This is a genomic window from Paenibacillus sp. P36 (assembly GCF_045866505.1).
GTDB lineage: Bacteria > Bacillota > Bacilli > Paenibacillales > NBRC-103111 > Paenibacillus_E > Paenibacillus_E chondroitinus.
This window is the reverse complement of sequence record NZ_AP038372.1, coordinates 6,046,115-6,068,242: the sequence shown is the minus strand read 5'-3', so window position 1 is coordinate 6,068,242 and position 22,128 is coordinate 6,046,115. Positions and strand designations below refer to the sequence as shown.

Below are 22,128 nucleotides of genomic sequence, written 5' to 3'. Positions count from 1 at the left end.
GTAGGTTGACCCCGTTTTATAGTAAAATGAGGAAATACCGACGAAGGGGATGGACCTTGATGATACTAAACAGATATCCTTTCTTGCACTTCAGTTTGAGAACAAAGTCAATCGCTATCTTCATCCTTCTGGTAACGCTCCCCTCCCTTTTGATCGGGAATGTCATTCTGAGCCGTTATGATGCTGTTCTGCGGCAGCAATATATTGATGCCATGGAAAAGAACTTGAATACCATTGAACTGAATTTATCCGAGAAAATAAAAGCTGTTGAAGATTTATCGAACTACATGATTTATCAAGAAAACTTTAGACGGTTTATGGAGACGCCGACCACACCGGGCAATATGGTGCAAATGAACAAAGATCAGACGACCATCGAGGGATTTATTGCCTTTCAAATTATGTCCAAGGTGTACATTAAATCGATTTCACTAGAAGGTGTTGGAGGCAATCAACTCCAGATGGGCGAGCCTGTCAAAGGGTTGGAACAATCTTGGACAGACCTTGCACAGGGGAGAAGAGGCGGGGTCATTTGGACGGACTCCTATGAACTGGAGAGCGGTTGGACGGGAAATAAGCGCGTTGTTTCCATGTTTCGTGTCATCAATTCCTTCGATAACCCTTCACGTCCGGTGGGCAAGGTGATCGTTCGTTTGGATGAGTCGGAAATCACGGACTTATTAATGTCAGCTGTTCCACAGGATCAGGGGTCGATCTTTATTGTTCGGCCTGAGGGCGATGTCGTTTTGCATCAAAATCAAAACTTGATTGGACATCCCTACCCAAGCGAAACACTATTGAGCCAATTTCAAGGGGGGCTGTCCAAAAAAGTCTCTTCCTTGAAGGAAGCCGGAGCTTCTTATGTTGTTTTTAGTCAGCCCATGAAGTCGACGGGCTGGTACATCGTAGCGATGGTTAAGGACCAAACCATCGTGCAAAAAACAGAAGCGATTAAAGCCTCCCTCAAATTTTTGATTCTGATTATTCTTATTTTTGGATTAATCGCTTTAATCGGGTTCGAGTTTGCTATGATCCGCCCCATGCTCGAATTGAGCAAACAAACTTCCAAGCTCAAAAAAGGTGATTTCTCGGCTCAGGTCAAAGTCAGATCGCGAGACGAGGTCGGGGAGCTGGGCCGACAGTTCAACAACATGGTTATGACCATCAAGGAGCTGATCGACAAAAAGTATAAATTAGAGATTCGGCAGAAGGAGTCGGAGCTTCGTATTTTGCAAAGCCAAATGGACCCTCATTTTTTATATAATACGCTGGATATGATCCGTTGGACGGCAAGGTTGGAGAAAGCGGCGGAGACGAGCCAATTGATCGAAACGTTATCCCTTTTCTTTCGAATGGGGCAGAATGGCGGCAAGCGATATACGACATTGCCTGAGGAATTGGATTTTGTTCATGCTTATCTGGATTTGCAGCAGAAGCGAATGGGAAGCAAACTCCAATTCACCCTGCACATGGACGAGGAGTTGAACCATGCCGTCCTCTTGAAGAAAATCATTCAGCCTTTGGTGGAAAACAGCATCAAACATGGTTTTAAGCGTGGGGGTGGCCGCATCGAGGTGCGCTGCTATAAGGCGGAGCAGGATGTGCTAATTGATGTGGTGGATTCCGGCGTAGGATTTGTGAAGAATAAGCTGGAGGTTATCCGTCAGGTACTTCAAGATCGAACCGGGGATGAGGGCATCATGAACCATGCAATCTGCAACATTCATGAGCGCATAACGCTTGAATACGGCGAGGGGTATGGCATCGAGCTACCTTCGGAACCGCCCTTTACCGGAGCTTGCGTAAGGATCAGACTTCCATTTCAAATGAGTGCTCAGGAGGAAAAGCGATGACCATCAAAATGCTAATTGTAGATGATGAGCCTATTATTTGCCAAGGATTGCGTCGTACCATTTCCTGGGAGACGATTGGTGTTGAAGTTGTTGGGGAAGCGTATGACGGAATAGAGGCGCTTGCCTTCCTGGAGCATTGTCCGGTGGACGTCGTGTTGACGGATGTGAACATGGAAGGCATGGACGGACTTGAGCTTGCGAAGGAATTGAAGCAGCGCTTCCCTCAGTCGCGTGTGATCATTGTTAGCGGATATGACCATTTTGAGTATGCCAGACAGGCTTTGCGGCTTGGTATCGAAGATTATTTGCTGAAACCGGTGAATATCGATGAGTTGATGAGCATGGTGCAGCGGATTGGCGAAGAGATTACGCAAGAACGGAAGCTTGAGGGTGAGCAAGAAGTAGAAAAGACGCGCAAATGGCTGATGGGTCAGCTGCAGCAGAGAGTCATCGATCAAAATGAGGATTATGTACCTTTGATGATGACAACCGGGTCGTGCAGCTATTGGATGATCGCCACGCAGCTTTCCGATTATGCGGAATGGACCCGGCGATCGTCCGAAGAAATGCGCAGAGAGATGCGGGGGCGCTGGGAAATAAGCGTTGATACAGCCTTGCGATCATCTGGTCTGGAGACCGTTTCATTTTTCCAACATCAGAATTTGCTGCTGTCGCTAGTAGTCGGACCTCAATCTATGAGCACGAAGGATCTTCATGGCATTTTAAGCGGCGTACTGAAGTTGTCGGAGGATCTTGATCTGCATGCCAGTATATCCCGGCCCTTCCATAGTTCAGATCAGATTCACGCTAGCTGCATGGAGGCTATTTCCTTATTGCACTATGCCGTGCTATCATCCCTTGCTCCAATTATTTTCCATGATGAAGAACTGATTTTCAAAAGAAGCCATCGTCTTCCTGAGTTGATCGTATGGGAGAAAAATCTGATTCATGCTTTATTTCAAGAAAATGATGCGGAACTGCGCCAGCAAATGGATGAAATCATGCAGGAATTTCGCGAGAGTGGCAGCTTGATTAAGGAAATATGGCAGGCGTTCCAGGAGCTGGTCATTATTCTTCAAAGGCGGCTGCGTGCGGCGGGGATCGATTTGACGGGGTATCTCAATGTCTTTCATTCTCAGGAGATTGATCTTTTGGTGCACAATTCCTACAGAGCGATGGAGTCCTTGCTGCGAGCGGAGCTGGAGTCCATGTTCTCATTAATCAACAGCTCCCTTACAGGGAAAAATCATTGGCTTGCAGACAGGGTGAAATCCTACATTGAAGCCAGGTACAACAAGGATATTAAGGCATCTGAGGTTGCAGCATGGCTAAAAATAACGCCGAATTACTTCAGCATCCTTTTTAAGCAAAAGTTCGGCAAAGGGTTCGCGGAGTATCTGAACGAAGTGCGCATTGAACAGGCGAAGGCGAAGTTGTCCGGGACCGACGATCGCGTATTCGAAATCGCCGAAAGCGTCGGCTACAAAGAATATAAATACTTCTGTTCCATTTTCAAAACATATACTGGAGTAACGCCAACGCAATATCGGAAACTTGTCCATTCGACTTAAGAGCTCAGAAAGGATAGCGTGGCACCTATGTCAGTAATCGCAAGACTGAAAGATCACCCGTTCGGCGTCATCAAAGCATTCAGCTTTATTTTATATGGCGCCTTCGCGATTTATAGTGCATTTTTCCCGCTGTACTTGAAAGAATTAGGCGTTTCTAGCGTAGCGATAGGCTTGCTGCTGGCCGGCGGGCCTATTCTTTCGTTATTCGCCAATCCGTTCTGGGGCTATTGGAGCGACCGTTTGTCTAATGTAAGGCGCATTCTGATCATTCTCCTGATCGGCAGCTTTCTTAGTCTGCAAACAGTCTTTTTTACGAATTCTTTCCCGTTCCTTGTCATTTTTTTACTTGTTTTTTTCTGCTTTCAGAGCCCTTTGTTTGCTCAATCCAATAGCCTTATTTTGGAGGCGATCGAACATACGAATCACAAATTTGGTTCTTTTCGCTTATGGGGGGCGCTCGGTTGGGCGTTGATGGCCTTAGCGACAGGTCCTGTGATGGAGTGGCTGGGGATCCGGGATTTGTGGAAAGTATGCGGCGTCATGATGGGGTTAGCCATTGTGTTTGCATGGATGCTGCCTCGGGCTCAGACTAGTGGGAACCGGGAGTCAGGAAGCTCAATCCAAAGCGGCAAAAAAGGCAATTATCTGCAAATTATGAGTGATAAATGGTTTCTGGTTTTCATTCTGATGGGAATTCTTATTTCGATTCCGAATGCGATGAACAACACATTTGTCTCGATTTACATGTCCGAACTGGGCGGGAATAGCTCCTTGATCGGATGGTCCGCATTTTTCGCCTCTATATTTGAAATCCCTGTTTACTTGCTGTTCGACCGTTTTTTACGAAAGGACCGCAGAAGCATGTTTTTCTGTCTGGCGGCTGTTAGTTTGTTGTACGCGCTGCGCTGGTTTCTGATGGCATCGGCGACATCGCCGTATCACATCCTTTTTATCCAAGCGTTAAATTCCATCACGTTCGCCGGCTATTACTATGTGGGGACGCAGTTGACAGCATATTTGATTCCGCCGGCATTCAGAGCGTCAGGGCAAGCAGTTTATGCTTTGAGTTGGGGAGGTCTGTCCGGTATGGTTGCCGGGATCGCCGGTGGCTTGATCTTCCAGGAACTGGGCGCGCATGCCATGTATACGATCAGTGCGATGATGGCGCTTATAGGAGTAGCGGGGTTCACTTCAATGTTCGTAATTGCTGCTAGAATGGAAGTGCGCCAAAAAAATGCTACACAGTACGAAAAGACTTTATTATAATGGATTTATAAGAATCAAATCTTTGACAAATCAGGTCGAAGGAGGATCTCCTTGAATTCTTTGGATGAACAAATTCAGCGGGTGATGGACAAGCATCGAATCGTTGGATTAGCGGCCTCCGTGATGCGTGAAGGGAAACAGATTTGGAGCGCGGGATATGGATGGGCAAATGTAGATAGACGCATTCCAGTTACATCTCAAACCATATTTCGCATCGCTTCTATCTCGAAGACGGTGGTTGCGACAGCGGTTATGCAGCTTGTCGAGCAAGGCTTATGTGGAATCGATCAGGATGTGAGCGAAATACTTGGAATTCCAGTTCGCAGTTCCAAGTATCCGGAAACGCCGATAACGCTCAGGATGATCATGACGCATACTTCGGGACTGCAAGATGAATATGTTCGTTTTGTCGTTGATTCGCGCAGTGAGAATCCACCGAAGATTCGTCTTACGGATCTCCTTCTTCCAGGCGGGACTTATTACACCGACAGTCTCTGGGGAGATGGACGGCCGGGAGATCCGAATTACTTCGAATATTCGAATCTGGGGGCTGTCATTCTAGCGACGGTGGTGGAGCGGCTCTCGAATGAACGATTTGACGAATACTGCAAAAAGCATCTGTTCGAACCGCTTCATATGTGCGACTCTAGCTTTAACATCGGGGATATGAACGACATGGACTCTGTTGCCGTGTTGTATGAATATTCAACGGCCGATGAGCGATTTTTCGCCAGTGCGGACGATTTTCTCGGGAAGAAGCCGGAAGCCATCGATTACAGCGGCTATGTGCCGGGCACTAACGGAGCGTTATTCAGCCCACAAGGCGGACTTCGCACAAGCGTGGATAACTTAACTCGATTTATGGAAGCGCATTCTAACGGCGGTAAATTGAACGATGTTCAAATCCTGAAGCCGGAATCTGTGGATCTGATGCACGCGCCGCATTGGTCGGGGCATCGACAAGAGGGGTTTTTCCGCAATTGCGGGCTCCAATTCCAGATTACGGACGATTTGCTCCCGGGACACCGACTGATTGGGCATTCCGGTGATGCGTATGGGCTGCTAAGCGATATGTATTTTCATAAAAAAGAAAAATGGGGCTTCATTCTACTCATAAACGGTGTCATTCAGAGTAAAGGACAAGGCGTTTATTTTGAGGCGGAAGAAGAGCTTGCGCAAGTATTGAAGACTGCTTTCCTCGCATTGTGAGGGAGAGAAAGGAATTCGATATTTACATATTTACAACATGTTATTTCGATGTTAGTATATATTACATCATTAGTATTCTAGCTTCTGGCGGTCGTAGGAGACTCTATCTCTCTCACATCCCGCTCAGAAATCGAACGGAATGCTAATAAGGAGAGTGGTCGTTTGGTCTACGACAAAGATACAATTTACATCATCGGCGACGCGCAAGCTTCTGTGAACAATCCGATTACCCAACAATTTAACGCCTTTTTTATCGGTCTTGTCGTCGATACGGCAAGCCACAAAATTGTTGATGCAGGATGTTCATCCACCATACCGCTCACATCGGATTTTGTTCGCTCGATTTTCATTGGGCACAATATGCTTCTCCTTGATGTGGTGGCGGAGGAAATCCGCCAGAGATATCACGGATCATCTCAGAAGGCCCTGATCGTAGCGTATAAAGACGCGCAAAAAAAATACAAATTAGCACTTAGCGGCCGGGAAGAGCTGGGATTCCAATCTTCCGGTACAGTGTAAGCTGCTTTATTTATCCGTATGGCAACATACACGTAAATAAAACCCAGCAAATGGTTTCTTGGGACACTGGTTCCTGGGGCTGTTTGCTGGGTTTTTGTTATTTCACAAACCTGGAGGCGACCTATGAAACTTTATATTTCCATTGATATGGAAGGGATAACCGGACTTGTTGATAACACGTTTGTTGATTCCAGACAGTACAATTACACGCGCGGGCAGCACATCATGACAGATGAAGCGAACCATGTCATCAGATCCGCTTTCGATGAAGGCTGCAAGGAAGTCATTGTGAATGATAGCCACTCCAAAATGAATAATCTGCTCATCGAGAAGCTGCATCCCGAAACGCAGTTGATATCAGGTGATGTGAAGCCTTTTTCCATGGTGCAAGGATTGGATGCTTCGTTCTCTGGCGCGGCTTTTCTGGGTTATCACACGAGAGCGGCAACCAAGGGAGTCCTTAGCCATACGATGATTTTCGGCGTTCGGAATATGTATATCAATGATAGAGTCATTGGCGAGCTTGGGTTTAATGCTTATGTTGCCGGCCATTATGGTGTGCCTGTTCTACTGGTGGCTGGGGATGATGAAACCGCCGTTGAGGCGGAGGAGCTAATTCCAGGAGTTACGACAGCCATTGTGAAAAAACGGATATCACGAACTTCGGCTATGTGTTTAACCCCCGAGAAAAGCGGACTGCTGCTTCAGGAAAAAACAAAGGAAGCGCTGGCTAATGCGGGCCGAGTGAAGCCGCTTGTGCCGCCGGATCATCCGGTGCTGAAGATTGAATTTGCCAACTATGGCCAAGCGGAGTGGGCTCACCTGATGCCAGGTACGACGATAGACGATAACAGTCCGACTGTTACCTTTCAGGCGAAAGACATTCTTGAAGCGTACCGGGCGATGTTGGTGATGACGGAGTTGGCGATGAGAACGGCATTTTGTTAAAAAGCGAAAGTGGGTGATGGCGTGACACAATATATTCTTCGTCGATTTATCTCCATGATTGTCACACTGTGGCTAATTATTACGGTTACTTTTGCACTGATGCACGCTGTTCCGGGGTCGCCCTTCGAGAAAGAGGGCAAGAGTTCGAATCCGACGGCGGTTCAAAATTTAATGGAATTTTACCATTTGGATCAACCCATTACGACACAGTACCTGCTTTATTTAAAATCACTGCTTTCCCTGGATCTTGGGCCCTCTATCGGCCACTTTCCCGATACCGTCAATTCCATGATCTCCCGGGGATTTCCGGTTTCGTTTAAGCTGGGAATCGTATCGATCCTGATTTCCATCGTTACCGGCATTGCGCTAGGCACGGTCGCTGCGCTCCGGCAAAACCGTATGATCGACTATCTCGCTATGATCTTCGCGGTTATCGGCATAGCAGTACCGAATTTCATCGTAGCTACTTTGTTGATTAAATATGTGGCGGTCGAATGGAAGCTCCTTCCCGTAGCCACTTGGGGGACGTGGAAGCATGTCATTCTTCCGGCGCTTGCCCTTTCAACCGGACCGCTTGCGATCATTGCCAGATTGACGAGAGCGAGTATGTTGGAGGTGCTGACAGCCGACTATATCGAAACGGCGAGGGCAAAAGGTTTGTCGCCAGCAACAATTGTTATCAAGCATGCGCTCCGAAATGCGGTGCTTCCAGTCATTACTCTGCTCGGGGCGCTGGTGGCCAATGTTCTTACAGGGAGTTTTGTCATTGAAAAGATTTTCGCGATCCCGGGAATGGGGAAATACTTCGTCGATGGCATTAATAATCGCGATTACTCGCTCATTATGGGGACGACCGTATTTTATAGTGCGCTGCTCGTTGTGATGATGTTTCTGGTGGATGTCGCCTACGGGCTGGTTGACCCCCGCATCAAGCTGCACAGGAAGGAGGGGTAAGCGATGAATGTGCCGGATTCCTTATTTATCCCAATGGTCAATAACAAAGGGGCGGCGGAAGCCATTGTTCGAGTGCGGCTGTCGTTTTGGCAGGAAGCTTGGATTAGGCTGCGTGCCAACAAATTGGCTATGGCGGGACTGATGATCATTATTGTGATGGCGCTGCTCGCGATAGTCGGACCTCATCTTACAGACCAAAGCTATTCGAAGCAGGTGCTGTTGGATGCCAACCAGAAGCCATCGGCTGCTCACTGGTTCGGTACGGATGAACTTGGGCGTGATGTTTATGCCCGAATCCTTTATGGGGCACGGATCTCCCTCTTTATCGGCCTAATGGCGGCTTTCATTGACCTGGTCATCGGCATCATTTATGGCGGCATCGCCGGGTACTTGGGAGGGCGAATCGATAACATCATGATGCGGTTCGTTGATCTTTTGTACGGAATTCCTTATCTGCTCGTAGTCATCCTATTGATGGTTGTCATGGGACCGGGGCTGCTGACGATCATTGTGGCCTTAAGCGCAACGGGCTGGATCGGAATGGCGCGAATTGTGCGCGGGCAGGTGCTCAGCCTGAAATCATCGGAGTATGTGCTGGCGGCAAGAACGTTAGGTGGAGGTGCGGCTTACATCATCCGCAAGCATTTGCTGCCGAATGCCATCGGCGTCATTATCGTACAAGTGACGTTTTCGGTGCCCTCCGCCATATTCGCGGAAGCGTTCCTGAGTTTTCTTGGTTTGGGTATTCAGCCTCCCTTGGCAAGCTGGGGTGTAATGGCAAATGATGGTCTGTCGACCATTTTGTCGGGGCAATGGTGGCGGTTATTTTATCCGGCCTTTTTCATATCGATCACGATGCTTGCTTTTAACTTGGTCGGTGATGGCTTGCAGGACGCTTTTAATCCGAAAAGGAGGAGGTAGCCAAGGTGAAAACGACGAATTCGCCCGACGTTATATTGGAAGTGGATAATCTGCACGTCTCGTTCACCACGCATGGTGGAGAAGTGAAGGCGGTTCGCGGTGTCAGTTTTTCGTTAGGAAAAGGAGAAACGTTGGCTATTGTAGGCGAATCCGGTTGCGGCAAAAGTGTAACGGCACGCAGCGTGACGCGTCTTCTTCCCGAACAAAGCTCGAAGATCAGCCAAGGCAGCGTTCGGTATAAAGGGAGGGAGCTGACCGCGCTTAGCGAAAAGCAGCTGCGAGAGCTGAGAGGCTCGGAGATATCCATGATTTTCCAGGATGCCATGACGGCGCTGAATCCCACCATTTCCATCGGTGAGCAGATTATGGAGGGAATTATTCGCCATCAGAAAATATCACGTGCAGAAGCGCGTAAGCAAGCCACGGAAATGCTGGGGTTGGTTGGCATTTCTAATCCTGAGATGCGCCTGAAGCAGTATTTGCATGAATTTAGCGGCGGCATGAGACAACGGATTATGATTGCCATCGCGGCGGTTTGCAAACCTTCGGTGCTTATAGCGGACGAGCCGACTACCGCACTCGATGTCACCATTCAAGCGCAAATCATCGAGCTTTTCAAAATGCTTCAGAAGAAAACCGGCGTGTCCATCATCATGATCACACATGATCTTGGTGTTGTTGCGAATATGGCTGATCGGGTCAATGTGATGTATGCCGGCAAGGTTGTTGAATCGGGCACCGTGGATGAGCTGTTCTACAACCCGCAGCATCCCTATACCAAAGGGCTGTTGGCTTCTATGCCGCGCTTGGACACGGACAAGTCGCTTCCGCTTACGCCGATTGCAGGAACGCCGCCGGATCTGTTTGCTCCGCCGCAAGGCTGCGCATTTGCAGCGCGCTGCAGTTATGCGATGGAAGTATGCGGTGTCTATCAGCCGGAGCAGACCACTGTCTCGAGCGGACATTCCGTAGCCTGTTGGCTGCAGGATCCACGCTCTCAAGTTGTATTCCAGCCGTCGATTCAAAGAAATAACATGACGGCTTTAGGATAAATAAGACGATGAACGAAGGGGAGAAGTGCTCATGAAAAAAATGTCAGCATTGCTAATCAGCTCCGTATTGGTAATTGGTACGCTGCTCGCTGGGTGCAGCAAAGATCCTGGTTCCGGATCGCAAGCGTCTGGAGCCAGCCAGACGGAAGCGGCCAAAGAAACGAAGTCCAAGGTCCTCCTCTACAACAATTTAAAAGAGCCGACATCTCTCGATCCTCCGAAAGGATTTGACCAAGTTTCCTATGACGTTGTCAATAATGCCTTCGAAGGGTTAACGCGGCTTGGCAAAAACCAGACGCCTGAGCCGGCGATGGCCAAAGAGTGGAAAATCACGCCGGATGGGAAGAAGTATACCTTTACGCTGCGCGACGGTATTAAATGGTCCAACGGAGATCCAGTGAAAGCTGCCGACTTTGAGTATGCGTGGAAGCGTCTGCTAGATCCCAAAACAGCTTCCGATGCGGCATTCCTTGCCTATCCGATTGAAGGCGCAGAAGCTTATAATTCCGGCAAGGGATCGGCGGACAATGTGAAAATCAAGGCGCTCGACGATAAGACGCTGGAGGTTACTTTGGCACAGCCTGCTTCTTGGTTGGTGGGCATGGTTTCCAGTCCTGCCTTTTTCCCGGTACATAAGGCGACTGTGGAAGGTAACGCCAAATGGGCGGGTGAAGCGGCTACGATCGTAAGTAACGGACCGTTCAAAATTACGGAATGGAAGCACGATAGCGAGCTTAAAATGGTAAAGAACGATCAATATTGGGATGCCGCAAACGTAAAATTGGCAGGCGTTACTTTTAAAATGATCAATGACACGAACACAGCTTACCAGCTCTTCACGACCGGTGAGCTTCATACGACGGGATCCATTCCGGCTGATATGAGCGATAAATTGTTCGCGGACAACAAAGTGAAGGTGGAAGATGCCGCAGGTACGGCGTTCTATCGTTTTAATGTGAAAATGGCTCCATTCGACAACGTCAACATCCGAAAAGCTTTCGTTGCGGCTGTAGACAGACAGAAACTTGTAGATTTGGTGTTGAAGCAGAAGCAGAAACCAGCTGACGGTTATGTGTCACCGGGGCTTAACGATCCTGCAGGGGGAGATTTCCGTAAAGTGGGGGGCAGCCTGATCAAGTTTGATGCGGGAGAAGCGAAAAAGCTGCTGGAAAAAGGGATGCAGGAGGCCGGATACTCGAAGCTGCCTGAAGTTACTTTGACGTATAACACCAACGATGTTAGTCAACGGATTGCCCAAACGCTGCAAGCGATGCTCAAAGATAACTTGGGCATTGATGTGAAACTGGCAAACAAAGAAGGGAAAGTGCTGACTACGGAGCAAAAGGATTTACAACTGCAATTGTCCCGTTCATCCTTCCTTCCTGACTTTGCGGATCCGATCAACTTCCTGGACGGTTTCCAATCAACGAATCCGTTCAGTCGTACAGGATGGGTGAATCCTACGTACGATAAATTGATCAAAGATGCCTATGTAGAAACAGATGAGGCGAAACGATACAAAATGATGCATGATGCGGAGAAAATTTTGATGGATGAAGCTCCGGTTCTGCCGCTCTATTTCTACAACTCGACTTACTTGCAAAGCGATAAATTGGAAGGTGTCGTTAGACATGCTTTCGGCTTCCTGGACTTTAAGTGGGCGGATTTGAAATAAATTTGGATGGCGGAGAGGTGCGCCTTGAAGGGGTGCTTCTCCCTTTTTCATGCGGAAAGGAGATTGGTAATCATGGCTGAACTCATAAAGCCTAAGCACCTAAGCCCCGGTGATACAGTAGGTATTATGGCGCCGGCCTGTTGGGTAGACATGGAGCAGGTGCAAGCGGCCTCAACCGTTTTGGAGAAAATGGGGCTGCGAGTGCGGCTGGGAGATACTTTGAATAAGAAGTATGGCTATCTGGCGGGAACGGATGAGGAGCGAGCCGGGGAATTGAACACTATGTTTGCTGATTCTGCTATCAAAGCTATCATTTGTGCGCGTGGCGGCTACGGTACCGGAAGAATTGCGGATTTGCTGGACTATGACTTGATCCGCGCTAATCCGAAGATTTTCTGGGGATATAGTGATATTACTTTTTTACATGCTGCTATTCGTCGGTTTGCGGGTTTGGTTACTTTTCACGGCCCCATGTTGATTGATTTGGGCAAAGATGAATTGCACCCGCTCACGGTTCAGAATTATGAGACGCTCCTTCGTCCTTCCGTTCTTCGGTATACCGAGGAGATTTCCCCGCTCCAAACATTAGTGGAGGGAGAGGCTGTTGGACCTATCGTTGGAGGCAACCTTTCTTTAATCGTGAGTACGCTGGGGACGCCTTATGAGTTGGATACAAAGGGGAAGCTTTTTTTCATCGAAGATATTGACGAAGAGCCTTACAGAGTGGATCGTATGTTAAATCAGCTTAAGCATGCAGGGAAATTTGCGGATGCGGCCGGCATATTGATTGGCGATTTTCATAACTGCGAGCCGGATAAACGGAAAGTGTCGTTTACGTTAGAGGAAGTTTTTCATCATCATATCGTACCTGCCGGGAAGCCGACATTATCCGGATTTAAGATTGGCCACTGCTCTCCGAATATTGCAATTCCCTTTGGAATAGGGGCGAGAATGAGTACTTACGAGAAGTTGCTGGCATGTACGGAACCTGGTGTAGAGGCATAAGGAGGCAAATTCATGAGCATGATTCAAAGTGTTGAAGTGATGCGGCAGTCGACACCGCTTAAGAAACCATTTAAAACGGCATTGCGTACCGTGTACAGTACGGAATCTATCATTGTCCGAATTCAGAGCGATGATGGCAGAGTTGGTTGGGGGGAGGCTCCGGCGACCATTGTCATAACAGGTGACAGCCTGGACAGTATCCATTCGGCAATTGTACATACATTCACTCCGTTGTTAGTTGGCAAAAGCTTGCTGGCCTATGAACGCATTCTCCAGGAGATTCATCAATCGATGATCGGGAGCAGCAGCGCTAAGGCGGCTGTGGATATGGCGATATATGACTTGGTTGCGCAGCATTGTGGTTTGCCGCTGTATCAGTTCCTTGGCGGTTATAAGGATCAGATTGAAACGGATTTTACGGTTAGTGTCAATTCCCCCAAGGAAATGGGAGAAGATGCGGTTCGTTATGTGCAAGAAGGCTTCAATGTATTGAAGATTAAAGTTGGTAAGGATGACATTCTCGAGGACATTGAAAGGATCAAAGAAATTCGCAGGTGCATTGGCAGCAGCGTGAAGATCCGCATTGATGCGAATCAGGGATGGCAGGTGAAGGATGCCATTCGTACGATACGGCGTATGGAGGATTTGGGTCTGGACATTGAACTGGTTGAACAGCCGGTGAAAGCGGGAGACATCGAAGGGTTGAAGATGGTGACGGATCACGTGGAAACCCCTATTATGGCAGATGAGAGTGTTTTTTCGCCTATTCAAGCCTTCGAGGTGCTGAAAAGCCGTGCGGCGGATTTGATCAATATTAAATTGATGAAATCCGGAGGTATATACAAAGCGCAAATTATTAATCATATTGCGGAAGAATTCGGGGTCGAGTGCATGGTGGGCAGCATGATCGAATCCCGTGTAGCTGTGACAGCCGCCGCTCATCTTGCGGCCAGCAAGAAGAATATCACCCGTTGTGATTTCGATGCGCCTTTAATGATGCTTCAGGATATTGTGGTTGGCGGTGTGAAGTATGATGGAAGGGTCATGACCTTTCCGAAAGCATCTGGACTTGGCATCTTGGATGTAGTCCACAGCCAAAGTCCAGTGGGTTCGTGAGTATGAGAGTACCGGTGCGGAAGATGGTCGCTGTGTCTGTTGCAACTGTATGGTCAAAGCCGGATTCGCCGCGTTCTATAGATGAGCCGGCATTAAGATGCCCAGCCGATATGAGAGAGTGGCTAGGGCATATGACACTTGGAGATAAGCTGGATTTGTGTCTGGCGAACCGTGTTCAGACGCAGATTCTTTATGGGGCATCTGTTCTTGTTGCGGAAGAAGTGGAGGGCTGGAGCAAGGTGCTTATCCCTCAACAGGGAACGCGAAAGGATGACTTGGGTTATCCTGGCTGGGTGCCAAACTGCCAGTTGGTTGAAGAATCGGATGTCCCTCTCGGCTCAAAAAGAGCGGAAGTGATTTCCGATAAAGCATGGTTGTATAAAAGTCCGTCCCAACAGTTGATTGAGTTGAGCTATCTGACCTCTCTGCCTGTGCTGGAGGAAATGGAGAAGCTGGTGAAAGTGCAGACGCCGGAGGGGGTGGGGTATCTGAAAGCGGATGATATCCGCTTGATTGATGGCCCTGTAGCTTCGCATGCAGGAGTAGCTGACATTGGGCAGGGGATCGTGGAACAAGCGAAGAGGTTCCTGGATCTGCCTTATTTATGGGGAGGTTTGTCCTCCTATGGTTTTGACTGTTCCGGTTTTGCGCATACCATGCATAGATATTATGGGATTTTGATTCCTCGGGACGCCTCGGACCAAGCGAGGCAGGGAACTCCCGTTGAGAAGGAACAGCTGGAAGCGGGGGATTTGCTCTTTTTTGCCCATGATGAAGGTAAGGGTGCTATTCACCATGTAGGGATCTATGCAGGGGACGGACAGATGATTCACTCTCCAGAAACTATCAGTTCTATTGAGCTGGTGGATTTGAAAACATGTAAGCTCGCCAAGGAGCATTGTATGTCTAGGCGGTATTGGAAGTAAGATAGAAAAGCGCGTAAGATGCTGATCTTATGCGCTTTTTTTGCGTTGTAGGGGTGGTTGTGGCGGCTAACGGACCGAGATGACCCTATTTGCTGTTTTTGGGACTGGTTCAGCATCTAACGGACTCAGGCGCCGTTATTTGGTGCTGAAAATGCTGAAAACAGCGGCAAAATCCATAAATAACGTTATCTCAGTCCGTTAGCAGGCCAGATCAGTCGAAAATAGCAGAATAACGGCTACTGAGTCCGTTACAGAGTATCGGCTACTTGGGTGGGGCAGGCGATTGAGTTACTGAAGGTCGCATACGGAGGGTTGGTTGTTATTGAAGGATGGGGTTTTTGGATGATTGGTTGCTATTGGTGGGGTGGCGGAGTTGTTGGTGGTTGGGCTGGCTATAGGTGGTGAATGAGTAGCTGCATTGGTAAGTTGGGGGCTGGTGAGTTACTAGGATGGGGTGAACTGGTGGGTGAGTTAATGGACGAGATGATGGATGAGTTGCTACTGGTGGGACGCATGGCACTTAAATTAGTTAACTACTATAGCGGTGTTTTCTACTTTGGACCGTTTGGTTTACATCTTGCTAGTCGTAACCGTCGGCTAACGGACTGAGATGACTCTATTTAGCGTTTTTGGAGCAGTTTCAGCATCTAACGGACTCAGGTGCCGTTATTGGTGCTGAAAATGCCGAAAACAGAGGCAAAATCCATAAATAACGTTATCTCAGTCCGTTAGCAGGCTAGATTAGTCGAAAGTGACGGAATAACGGCTTCTGAGTCCGTTACAGAAGGTGGGCTAAATTGGTGAAGTGGCGGCAGGCGGAGGAGCTACTATCGATAAGTTTATAACACTAAAACTAGACTCACAACGCCATAAATTTACAATAAGTGTAAATTTGTTTACTATAAATGTTAACTAATATAACACAAATTAATCTAACCTATAATATTTCTTATTTATATGTCACTTTAATTGACATAAACTATGAATTTGAATATGATAAATAGGGAAGGTTCATGTGTTGAAAGTGCCGATGAAGTAGTTTTTGTATGAATTTCGTAGCTTAAATCGAAGTTCTGAATGCTGCTGTATCGGCATTTTTGCGTACCAAACTATCTGAGGAGGATGTTTCATGATTTTGAAAAAGACGGCTCTACTGATCTCAGTATCGGCGCTTGCCATTAGTGTGTTGGCAGGATGCGGAAATGAAACAACTTCTAGTACTGCTACAGGAACAACTACACCCAGCAGCACAGTCACGAAGAGCGTCATCAAAATTGCCACTCAGTCCCCCTTATCAGGAGGCAGCGCCGTTCAAGGAGAAGCGATTAAGCTAGGCGCCCAAATGTCCTTGGATGACCACAAAGAAGAGTTTGCCAAGTTAGGCTTTGACCTTCAATTGGTTCCTTATGACGACCAGGCAGATCCCAAAAAAGGCGTTGCCAATGCCGAGATCATCAGTGCTGATCCAGCCATCCTCGGAATTGTCGGGCATATGAACTCAGGCGTAGCGATCCCCTCCTCCGTTGTTTACGAGAAGAACAATATCGTCATGGTGTCACCGTCGAACACAGCAACGGAAGTAACGGATCGAAATCTGAAGGTCGTAAACCGAATCGTTGCAAGGGATGATTTTCAAGGCCCCGCAGCGGCTGATTATGCTTTTAAAACAGTGAAAGCCAAAAATATCTTCGTCATTCAAGATAAAACAGCCTATGGCCAAGGCTTAGCGGAAGCGTTCAAAGACGCAGCGACGAAGCAAGGGGCGAATATAGTCGGCTATGAGGGAATTACCGTAGGCGAGAAGGATTTCAACGGGGTGCTGAACATTGCGCTCAGCAAGAAACCGGATTTCGTATTTTTCGGTGGCTTATATGCCGAGGGCGGTTTGTTGATCAAGCAAGCCCGGGACAAAGGAATTACAGCGCCTTTCATGGGGGCTGATGGTTGGGACACGCAAGGTCTGGTTGATGTGGCCGGCGACAAAGTCAAAGATGCCTTGTACGCCTCCATCTCAACGGATATTACGAAATCGTCAGAAGGAATGAAATGGGCGGATCAATACAAAGCCAAGTTCGGCAAAGCCCCAGACGGATACTCTGCTTATGCTTATGACTGTATGACGATCATTCTTAACAGCATTAAAGCCGCGAGCAGTGCAGACGGCGGGAAAGTGCCTGCCCGTGATAAAGTTCGCGATGCGGTGCGCGCCACCAAAGACTTCCAAGGCGTGGCTACGAAGGTTTCCTTTGACGGCAAAGGTGACAATACATATGCAAAAGTATTTATTTACAAATTTGATGGCCCGAAATATCCAGGCACGATGATTTCTGAAGTAGGGAAGTAACGTTAAGTAAAGAGGTATGTGCTCAGTAGATATACCTCTTTACGTTTTATTTATCAGCGAAAGGAGAAGCTCAATGATCCTTAACATCCTGCACGCACTCCCCCAAGTATTGATCGACGGGCTTGCTTTAGGAGCGATTTATGCGGTTGTTGCCTTAGGTTATACCATGGTTTACGGCATTCTTGAGCTGATCAATTTTGCGCATGGTGAAATTTTTATGACAGGTGCATTCGTTGGAACGGGAGTCTTATTCCTTTTCCAATCGACAGGATGGCTTGGCGGGATGCCGGGATGGGTCGCCTACGTTCTGATTCTCGCTATCGCCATGCTGGTTACGGGATTGCTTGGGGTTGGGATTGAACGAATTGCCTACAAGCCTTTGCGAAAAGCACCAAAGCTCATTTCGCTGATCTCCGCGATTGGTGTATCCTTCGTGGTTCAAGATATCGTTCGATTTATCTCTGAATTGCGAACAGGAAACTACATCATTAGCAGTATTACGTTATTCGATAAAAGCATGACCATCGGCACGTCATCGCTCAGCTCTTGGCTCGGTGACGCGTCTTTGAAAACCAATACGGTCATTATCATCGCAGTGGCTGTTTTTTTAATGATCGGCCTTGATTTTTTTATTAACCGTACCAAATGGGGAGTCGCCATGCGAGCGGTCGCGCAAGATCGTGAAACGGCTTCGTTAATGTCGATAAACGTGAATAAAATTATTATCCTGACTTTTTTCATCGGATCCGCTTTGGGTGGAGCAACTGGGGTTTTATTTGCGCAGCAGTATGGAACGATCGATCCGTTTATCGGCTATATATTAGGGTTGAAAGCGTTCACGGCAGCTGTGCTTGGAGGTATAGGAAACATTCGGGGAGCCATGTTTGGCGGACTGGTCATTGGCATTCTCGAGATGTTTGCTTCTTCAAATCTAGGTTTACTGACGGGCGGCAGCTTTGGTTCAGAATATAAAGATGTGTTTGCTTTTATGATTCTTATCATCGTATTGATTTTTAAGCCAGAAGGTCTGTTTGGTAAAGCCGTCAAGGAGAAAGTGTAGGTGACTCATATGGATAAAATCAAACAGGCATTCGCGCAGAATTCGAAAATGCAAGCTCTGATCCTTGTTCTTCTTGTTTTGGTTTCAGCGCTAAGTGTATATATGATGGCTAAATCGGTCATCGCCTTTTTAATATTGCTGGCATCCTTGTTACTGCTGCACTACACCTCCTTCACAGTTAAGGTCAAATGGATCATTGGCGGTATCCTGGTCATTCTCATTATTCCGTTCGCTACATCGGGAGGCCCTGCATACGAGTCTTATATGGAAGTTGCAACGCAAAGCGGAATTTATATCGCAATGGCGCTTGGACTAAATATTGTCGTAGGATTTGCAGGTCTATTAGATTTAGGTTTTGTCGCTTTTTTCGCAATTGGAGCTTACACATACGGCATCTTCTCTACCGCACAAGCGAACAAGTTCCTAACGGGAGATTTCTTTCCGCTTTCAGGCTCAACGTTTTGGCTGTTTATTTTTATTGGCGGATTTATGGCTGCACTGTTCGGCATCCTCCTAGGTTTGCCCGTTCTCAGGGTGAAAGGCGATTATCTGGCAATCGTGACTTTGGGCTTCGGTGAGATTGTTCGGATCATCTTCAATAACTTAGAGAAGCCGATTAATATTACGAACGGCGCAAAGGGCATCTCGTCGATTAAGCCGCCCGATCTGTTCGGACTGGAATTCACGCATCCTCATGAATTTTATTTCATTGTGATTGGGATATTGGCGTTCGTGATTTTCGGGGTAAAACGATTCGAGCATTCCCGCATAGGGCGTTCCTGGAAGGCCGTTCGAGAGAATGAAATTGCCGCCCAATCTATGGGCGTTCCGCTAATTCGCACGAAGTTGACAGCATTTGCTGTTGGAGCATCGTTCTCCGGTATGATGGGGGTCGTTTTTGCGGCCAAACAGACGTTTATTGATCCGTCCAGCTTCACCCTGCTTGAATCCATTACGATATTAGTCATGGTGGTATTAGGCGGAATGGGAAGTGTTCCCGGCGTTATACTTGGAGCTGCGCTTATTACGATTCTTAACTTGCAGGTGCTTACGGAATTTGCGAATTGGCTGAATCAATTAACGCTGCAAGGCGTCGTCCACATTCCTTTTGCTTTATCTCCGGCCAAGATGCAGCGTTTCATATTTGGGGCTATTCTGATTCTCTTCGCTGTCTTTAGGCCCAATGGCTTGATTTCCGTGAAAAATCGCAATGTGAACGAAAAGCTGATTCAGGAGCGGGTTTCATCAAAATCAGCATCAACAACGTCGGTTAAGCCAATATCCCCACCAAGCGGAGGGATCGTCCAATGACCGTTTTGAGAGTTAAAGATGTGGTCAAACGTTTTGGCGGTTTAGTTGCCGTTAATGGTGTTCAATTTGATTTTCAAAAGGGGAAAATCTCCGCAGTTATCGGTCCGAACGGCGCAGGGAAGACAACATTTTTTAATATGATTACCGGGATTTATACGCCTGATGAAGGTGAAATCGAATTGGAAGGCAAGTCGATTGTGAACGTCAAGCCTGATCGCATTACGGAGAGAGGCATTGCCCGTACTTTTCAGAATATACGCTTGTTTGGCAATATGACGGTAATTGAAAATGTGATGGTCGGCATGCATATCCATTTGAAAAGTGGAATCGTCAGCACTTTACTAGGATTCACGAAAACTCGGCTTGAGGAACAACAGGCGATGGACCAAGCCTATCGGTTATTGCAGTATGTAGGTCTTGCTTCCTCTCTCAATGAAAATGCAAACAGCCTTTCTTACGGAGCGCAAAGACGGCTTGAGATCGCGAGAGCGCTCGCGGCAAAACCTAAAGTACTGCTGCTCGATGAACCCGCAGCGGGAATGAATCCGAGTGAAACCAAAGATTTGACAGAACTTATTCGAAGGATTCAACGGGAAATGGGCATTTCAATTATATTGATTGAGCATGATATGAAACTCGTCATGGAATTGTCCGATCACATCCTGGTATTGGATCACGGTGAGAAGATTGCGGAAGGATCTCCGCACGAGGTTCGTTCGAACCCGCGTGTCATTGAAGCGTATTTAGGTAAAAGTGCTTTAGTGGAAGGGGTGAAAGGATGAGCTTATTACAGCTTCAAGAGGTTCAGGCTTATTATGGAGGTATTCAGGCATTAAAAGGGATATCTCTTCATGTTCATGAAGGAGAAATTGTTACCTTGATCGGGTGCAACGGAGCGGGAAAGTCAACGACACTGAAGTCCATTTGCGGTCAAGTGAAAACGAAGGGCTCGATCCTGTTTCAAAATCTAGACATTTCAAGTTGGCAGCCTCACCAAACGGCAATGGCAGGAATCGCACATGTTCCGGAAGGCAGGCGAATATTCCCCAAGCTAACCGTCAAAGAGAATCTGGAGATGGGCGCATTTTCCGTGAAAGATAAAAAAGTGATGAAAGAGCGTATGGAGCAATCTTTTGATTACTTTCCACGGTTGCGAGAACGCTTAAACCAAACGGGAGGCACCATGAGTGGCGGCGAACAACAAATGTTAGCCATCGCCCGCGCGCTTATGATGAAGCCCAAGCTGCTGCTGCTTGACGAACCATCGATGGGGTTGGCACCGGTTATCGTGGATCAAATCTTTGACATTATCCGGGAATTGAACCGAACCGGGATGACGATTCTACTTGTGGAGCAGAATGCTTATCAAGCTCTGCAAATTGCGAATCGCGGTTATGTCATACAGACGGGAGAAATTATTTTGGAGGATGACGCCAAAACATTGCTTGTCAATGATCAAGTAAAAGAAGCCTATTTAGCGGGATGAGTTCATTTCTGCCGATGTTATATGGCATCTTGGCGTCATTCTTTTTCTCGTTTTCCTTCATCATGAACCGATCCATGGAATTATCTGGAGGCTACTGGGTATGGAGTGCTACACTTCGTTATCTATTTATGCTCCCTTTGCTCTTGTTAATAGTAGGGCTCAGGGGGAATCTACAGGTTCTTCTCTATGAAATAAGAAGGCAAATAGGGGTGTGGATGGGGTGGAGTTTTGTCGGATTCGGGCTATTTTATGTGCCGCTTTGCTTTTCCGCCGCCTATGGACCTGGCTGGTTGCTTGCGGCCACTTGGCAAATAACCATCATTGCAGGTTCATTGCTTGCTCCATTATTCAAGGAAAAACTCCCTGTACAGGGTTTGCTTATTTCACTTTTTATTTTAATTGGTGTAATCGTTGTCCAGGCGGAGCATAGCGATCAACTCTCCGTGAAAGAGGATTTTGTAGGTACGCTGCCGGTGTTACTGGCAGCTTTTGCATATCCGCTGGGCAATCGGAAGATGATGGAGGTTTGCAAAGAGCGGTTAGATACGTATCAGCGCGTACTAGGCATGACAATAGCCAGTCTTCCCCTATGGATCGTCCTCTCGCTCTATGCTGTTATTAAAGCAGGCGCACCTACTGTGGGGCAAATCGAACAGTCCGCTCTTGTGGCCGTGTGCTCAGGCGTGATTGCCACGATTCTTTTTTTCACAGCAACGGAGCGGGTGAAACGCTCATCTCATCAACTGGCTGCCGTAGAAGCGACGCAAGCCGGTGAAATTATTTTTACCATGTTCGGTGAAATGTTATTTCTTGGTGCGGCATTTCCAACGATGCTGTCTTGGACGGGGATGTGCTGCGTGATTTTCGGCGTGATTTTCCATAGCTTACTACCAAAGAATAGATGATTAATTC

Annotated in this window: 19 protein-coding genes; all 19 read left to right on the top strand. The window is 47.5% G+C overall.

The features are described from left to right. Positions 1–59: 59 nt before the first annotated feature. Positions 60–1,853, top strand: a complete 1,794-nt coding sequence (locus ACKTT9_RS27105) for a sensor histidine kinase (RefSeq protein WP_407868352.1) — start codon at positions 60–62, stop codon at positions 1,851–1,853. Continuing rightward, positions 1,850–3,424 (top strand): response regulator, encoded by a 1,575-nt coding sequence (locus ACKTT9_RS27100; RefSeq protein ID WP_407868351.1) that lies wholly within the window; start codon positions 1,850–1,852, stop codon positions 3,422–3,424. The genes ACKTT9_RS27105 and ACKTT9_RS27100 overlap by 4 nt, the downstream gene beginning before the upstream one ends. Positions 3,425–3,451: 27 nt before the next feature. Then, positions 3,452–4,690, top strand: coding sequence for an MFS transporter (locus ACKTT9_RS27095; protein ID WP_407868350.1), 1,239 nt, complete (start codon positions 3,452–3,454; stop codon positions 4,688–4,690). Between the two features lie 51 nt (positions 4,691–4,741). Beyond that, a complete protein-coding gene (locus tag ACKTT9_RS27090; RefSeq protein WP_407868349.1) occupies positions 4,742–5,899 on the top strand; it encodes a serine hydrolase domain-containing protein in 1,158 nt (385 codons plus the stop codon). A gap of 162 nt (positions 5,900–6,061) precedes the next feature. Then, entirely contained in the window at positions 6,062–6,418 is a 357-nt protein-coding gene (locus ACKTT9_RS27085; RefSeq protein ID WP_127456414.1) for a DUF3870 domain-containing protein, read from the top strand. 123 nt (positions 6,419–6,541) lie between these two features. Then, positions 6,542–7,366 carry a M55 family metallopeptidase gene (locus ACKTT9_RS27080; protein WP_407868348.1) on the top strand — a complete coding sequence of 275 codons (825 nt, stop codon included), beginning with the start codon at positions 6,542–6,544 and terminating at the stop codon, positions 7,364–7,366. A gap of 21 nt (positions 7,367–7,387) precedes the next feature. Next, a complete protein-coding gene (locus ACKTT9_RS27075; protein ID WP_407868347.1) occupies positions 7,388–8,320 on the top strand; it encodes an ABC transporter permease in 933 nt (310 codons plus the stop codon). A 3-nt stretch (positions 8,321–8,323) separates the two neighbouring features. Continuing rightward, positions 8,324–9,241 carry an ABC transporter permease gene (locus ACKTT9_RS27070; protein ID WP_407868346.1) on the top strand — a complete coding sequence of 306 codons (918 nt, stop codon included), beginning with the start codon at positions 8,324–8,326 and terminating at the stop codon, positions 9,239–9,241. A gap of 5 nt (positions 9,242–9,246) precedes the next feature. Then, positions 9,247–10,293 carry an ABC transporter ATP-binding protein gene (locus tag ACKTT9_RS27065; protein WP_407868345.1) on the top strand — a complete coding sequence of 349 codons (1,047 nt, stop codon included), beginning with the start codon at positions 9,247–9,249 and terminating at the stop codon, positions 10,291–10,293. Positions 10,294–10,324: 31 nt separating this feature from the next. Continuing rightward, on the top strand, positions 10,325–11,968 hold the full coding sequence (locus ACKTT9_RS27060) for a peptide ABC transporter substrate-binding protein (RefSeq protein ID WP_407868344.1): 1,644 nt from the start codon (positions 10,325–10,327) through the stop codon (positions 11,966–11,968). 72 nt (positions 11,969–12,040) lie between these two features. Further along, positions 12,041–12,973, top strand: coding sequence for an LD-carboxypeptidase (locus ACKTT9_RS27055; protein ID WP_407868343.1), 933 nt, complete (start codon positions 12,041–12,043; stop codon positions 12,971–12,973). A 12-nt stretch (positions 12,974–12,985) separates the two neighbouring features. Next, positions 12,986–14,089, top strand: a complete 1,104-nt coding sequence (locus ACKTT9_RS27050) for a dipeptide epimerase (protein ID WP_218033175.1) — start codon at positions 12,986–12,988, stop codon at positions 14,087–14,089. 2 nt (positions 14,090–14,091) lie between these two features. After that, positions 14,092–15,015 carry an NlpC/P60 family protein gene (locus ACKTT9_RS27045; RefSeq protein ID WP_407868342.1) on the top strand — a complete coding sequence of 308 codons (924 nt, stop codon included), beginning with the start codon at positions 14,092–14,094 and terminating at the stop codon, positions 15,013–15,015. Positions 15,016–16,144: 1,129 nt separating this feature from the next. Continuing rightward, positions 16,145–17,359 (top strand): branched-chain amino acid ABC transporter substrate-binding protein, encoded by a 1,215-nt coding sequence (locus tag ACKTT9_RS27040; RefSeq protein WP_315955388.1) that lies wholly within the window; start codon positions 16,145–16,147, stop codon positions 17,357–17,359. A gap of 73 nt (positions 17,360–17,432) precedes the next feature. Beyond that, positions 17,433–18,419 carry a branched-chain amino acid ABC transporter permease gene (locus ACKTT9_RS27035; protein ID WP_315955387.1) on the top strand — a complete coding sequence of 329 codons (987 nt, stop codon included), beginning with the start codon at positions 17,433–17,435 and terminating at the stop codon, positions 18,417–18,419. Between the two features lie 9 nt (positions 18,420–18,428). After that, positions 18,429–19,730, top strand: a complete 1,302-nt coding sequence (locus tag ACKTT9_RS27030; RefSeq protein ID WP_407873123.1) for a branched-chain amino acid ABC transporter permease — start codon at positions 18,429–18,431, stop codon at positions 19,728–19,730. Then, entirely contained in the window at positions 19,727–20,512 is a 786-nt protein-coding gene (locus tag ACKTT9_RS27025; protein WP_407868341.1) for an ABC transporter ATP-binding protein, read from the top strand. Before ACKTT9_RS27030 ends, ACKTT9_RS27025 begins: the two co-directional genes overlap by 4 nt. Beyond that, on the top strand, positions 20,509–21,216 hold the full coding sequence (locus tag ACKTT9_RS27020; RefSeq protein ID WP_407868340.1) for an ABC transporter ATP-binding protein: 708 nt from the start codon (positions 20,509–20,511) through the stop codon (positions 21,214–21,216). The genes ACKTT9_RS27025 and ACKTT9_RS27020 overlap by 4 nt, the downstream gene beginning before the upstream one ends. Further along, on the top strand, positions 21,213–22,121 hold the full coding sequence (locus tag ACKTT9_RS27015; protein WP_407868339.1) for a multidrug resistance efflux transporter family protein: 909 nt from the start codon (positions 21,213–21,215) through the stop codon (positions 22,119–22,121). The genes ACKTT9_RS27020 and ACKTT9_RS27015 overlap by 4 nt, the downstream gene beginning before the upstream one ends. The last annotated feature ends 7 nt before the right edge of the window (positions 22,122–22,128 follow it).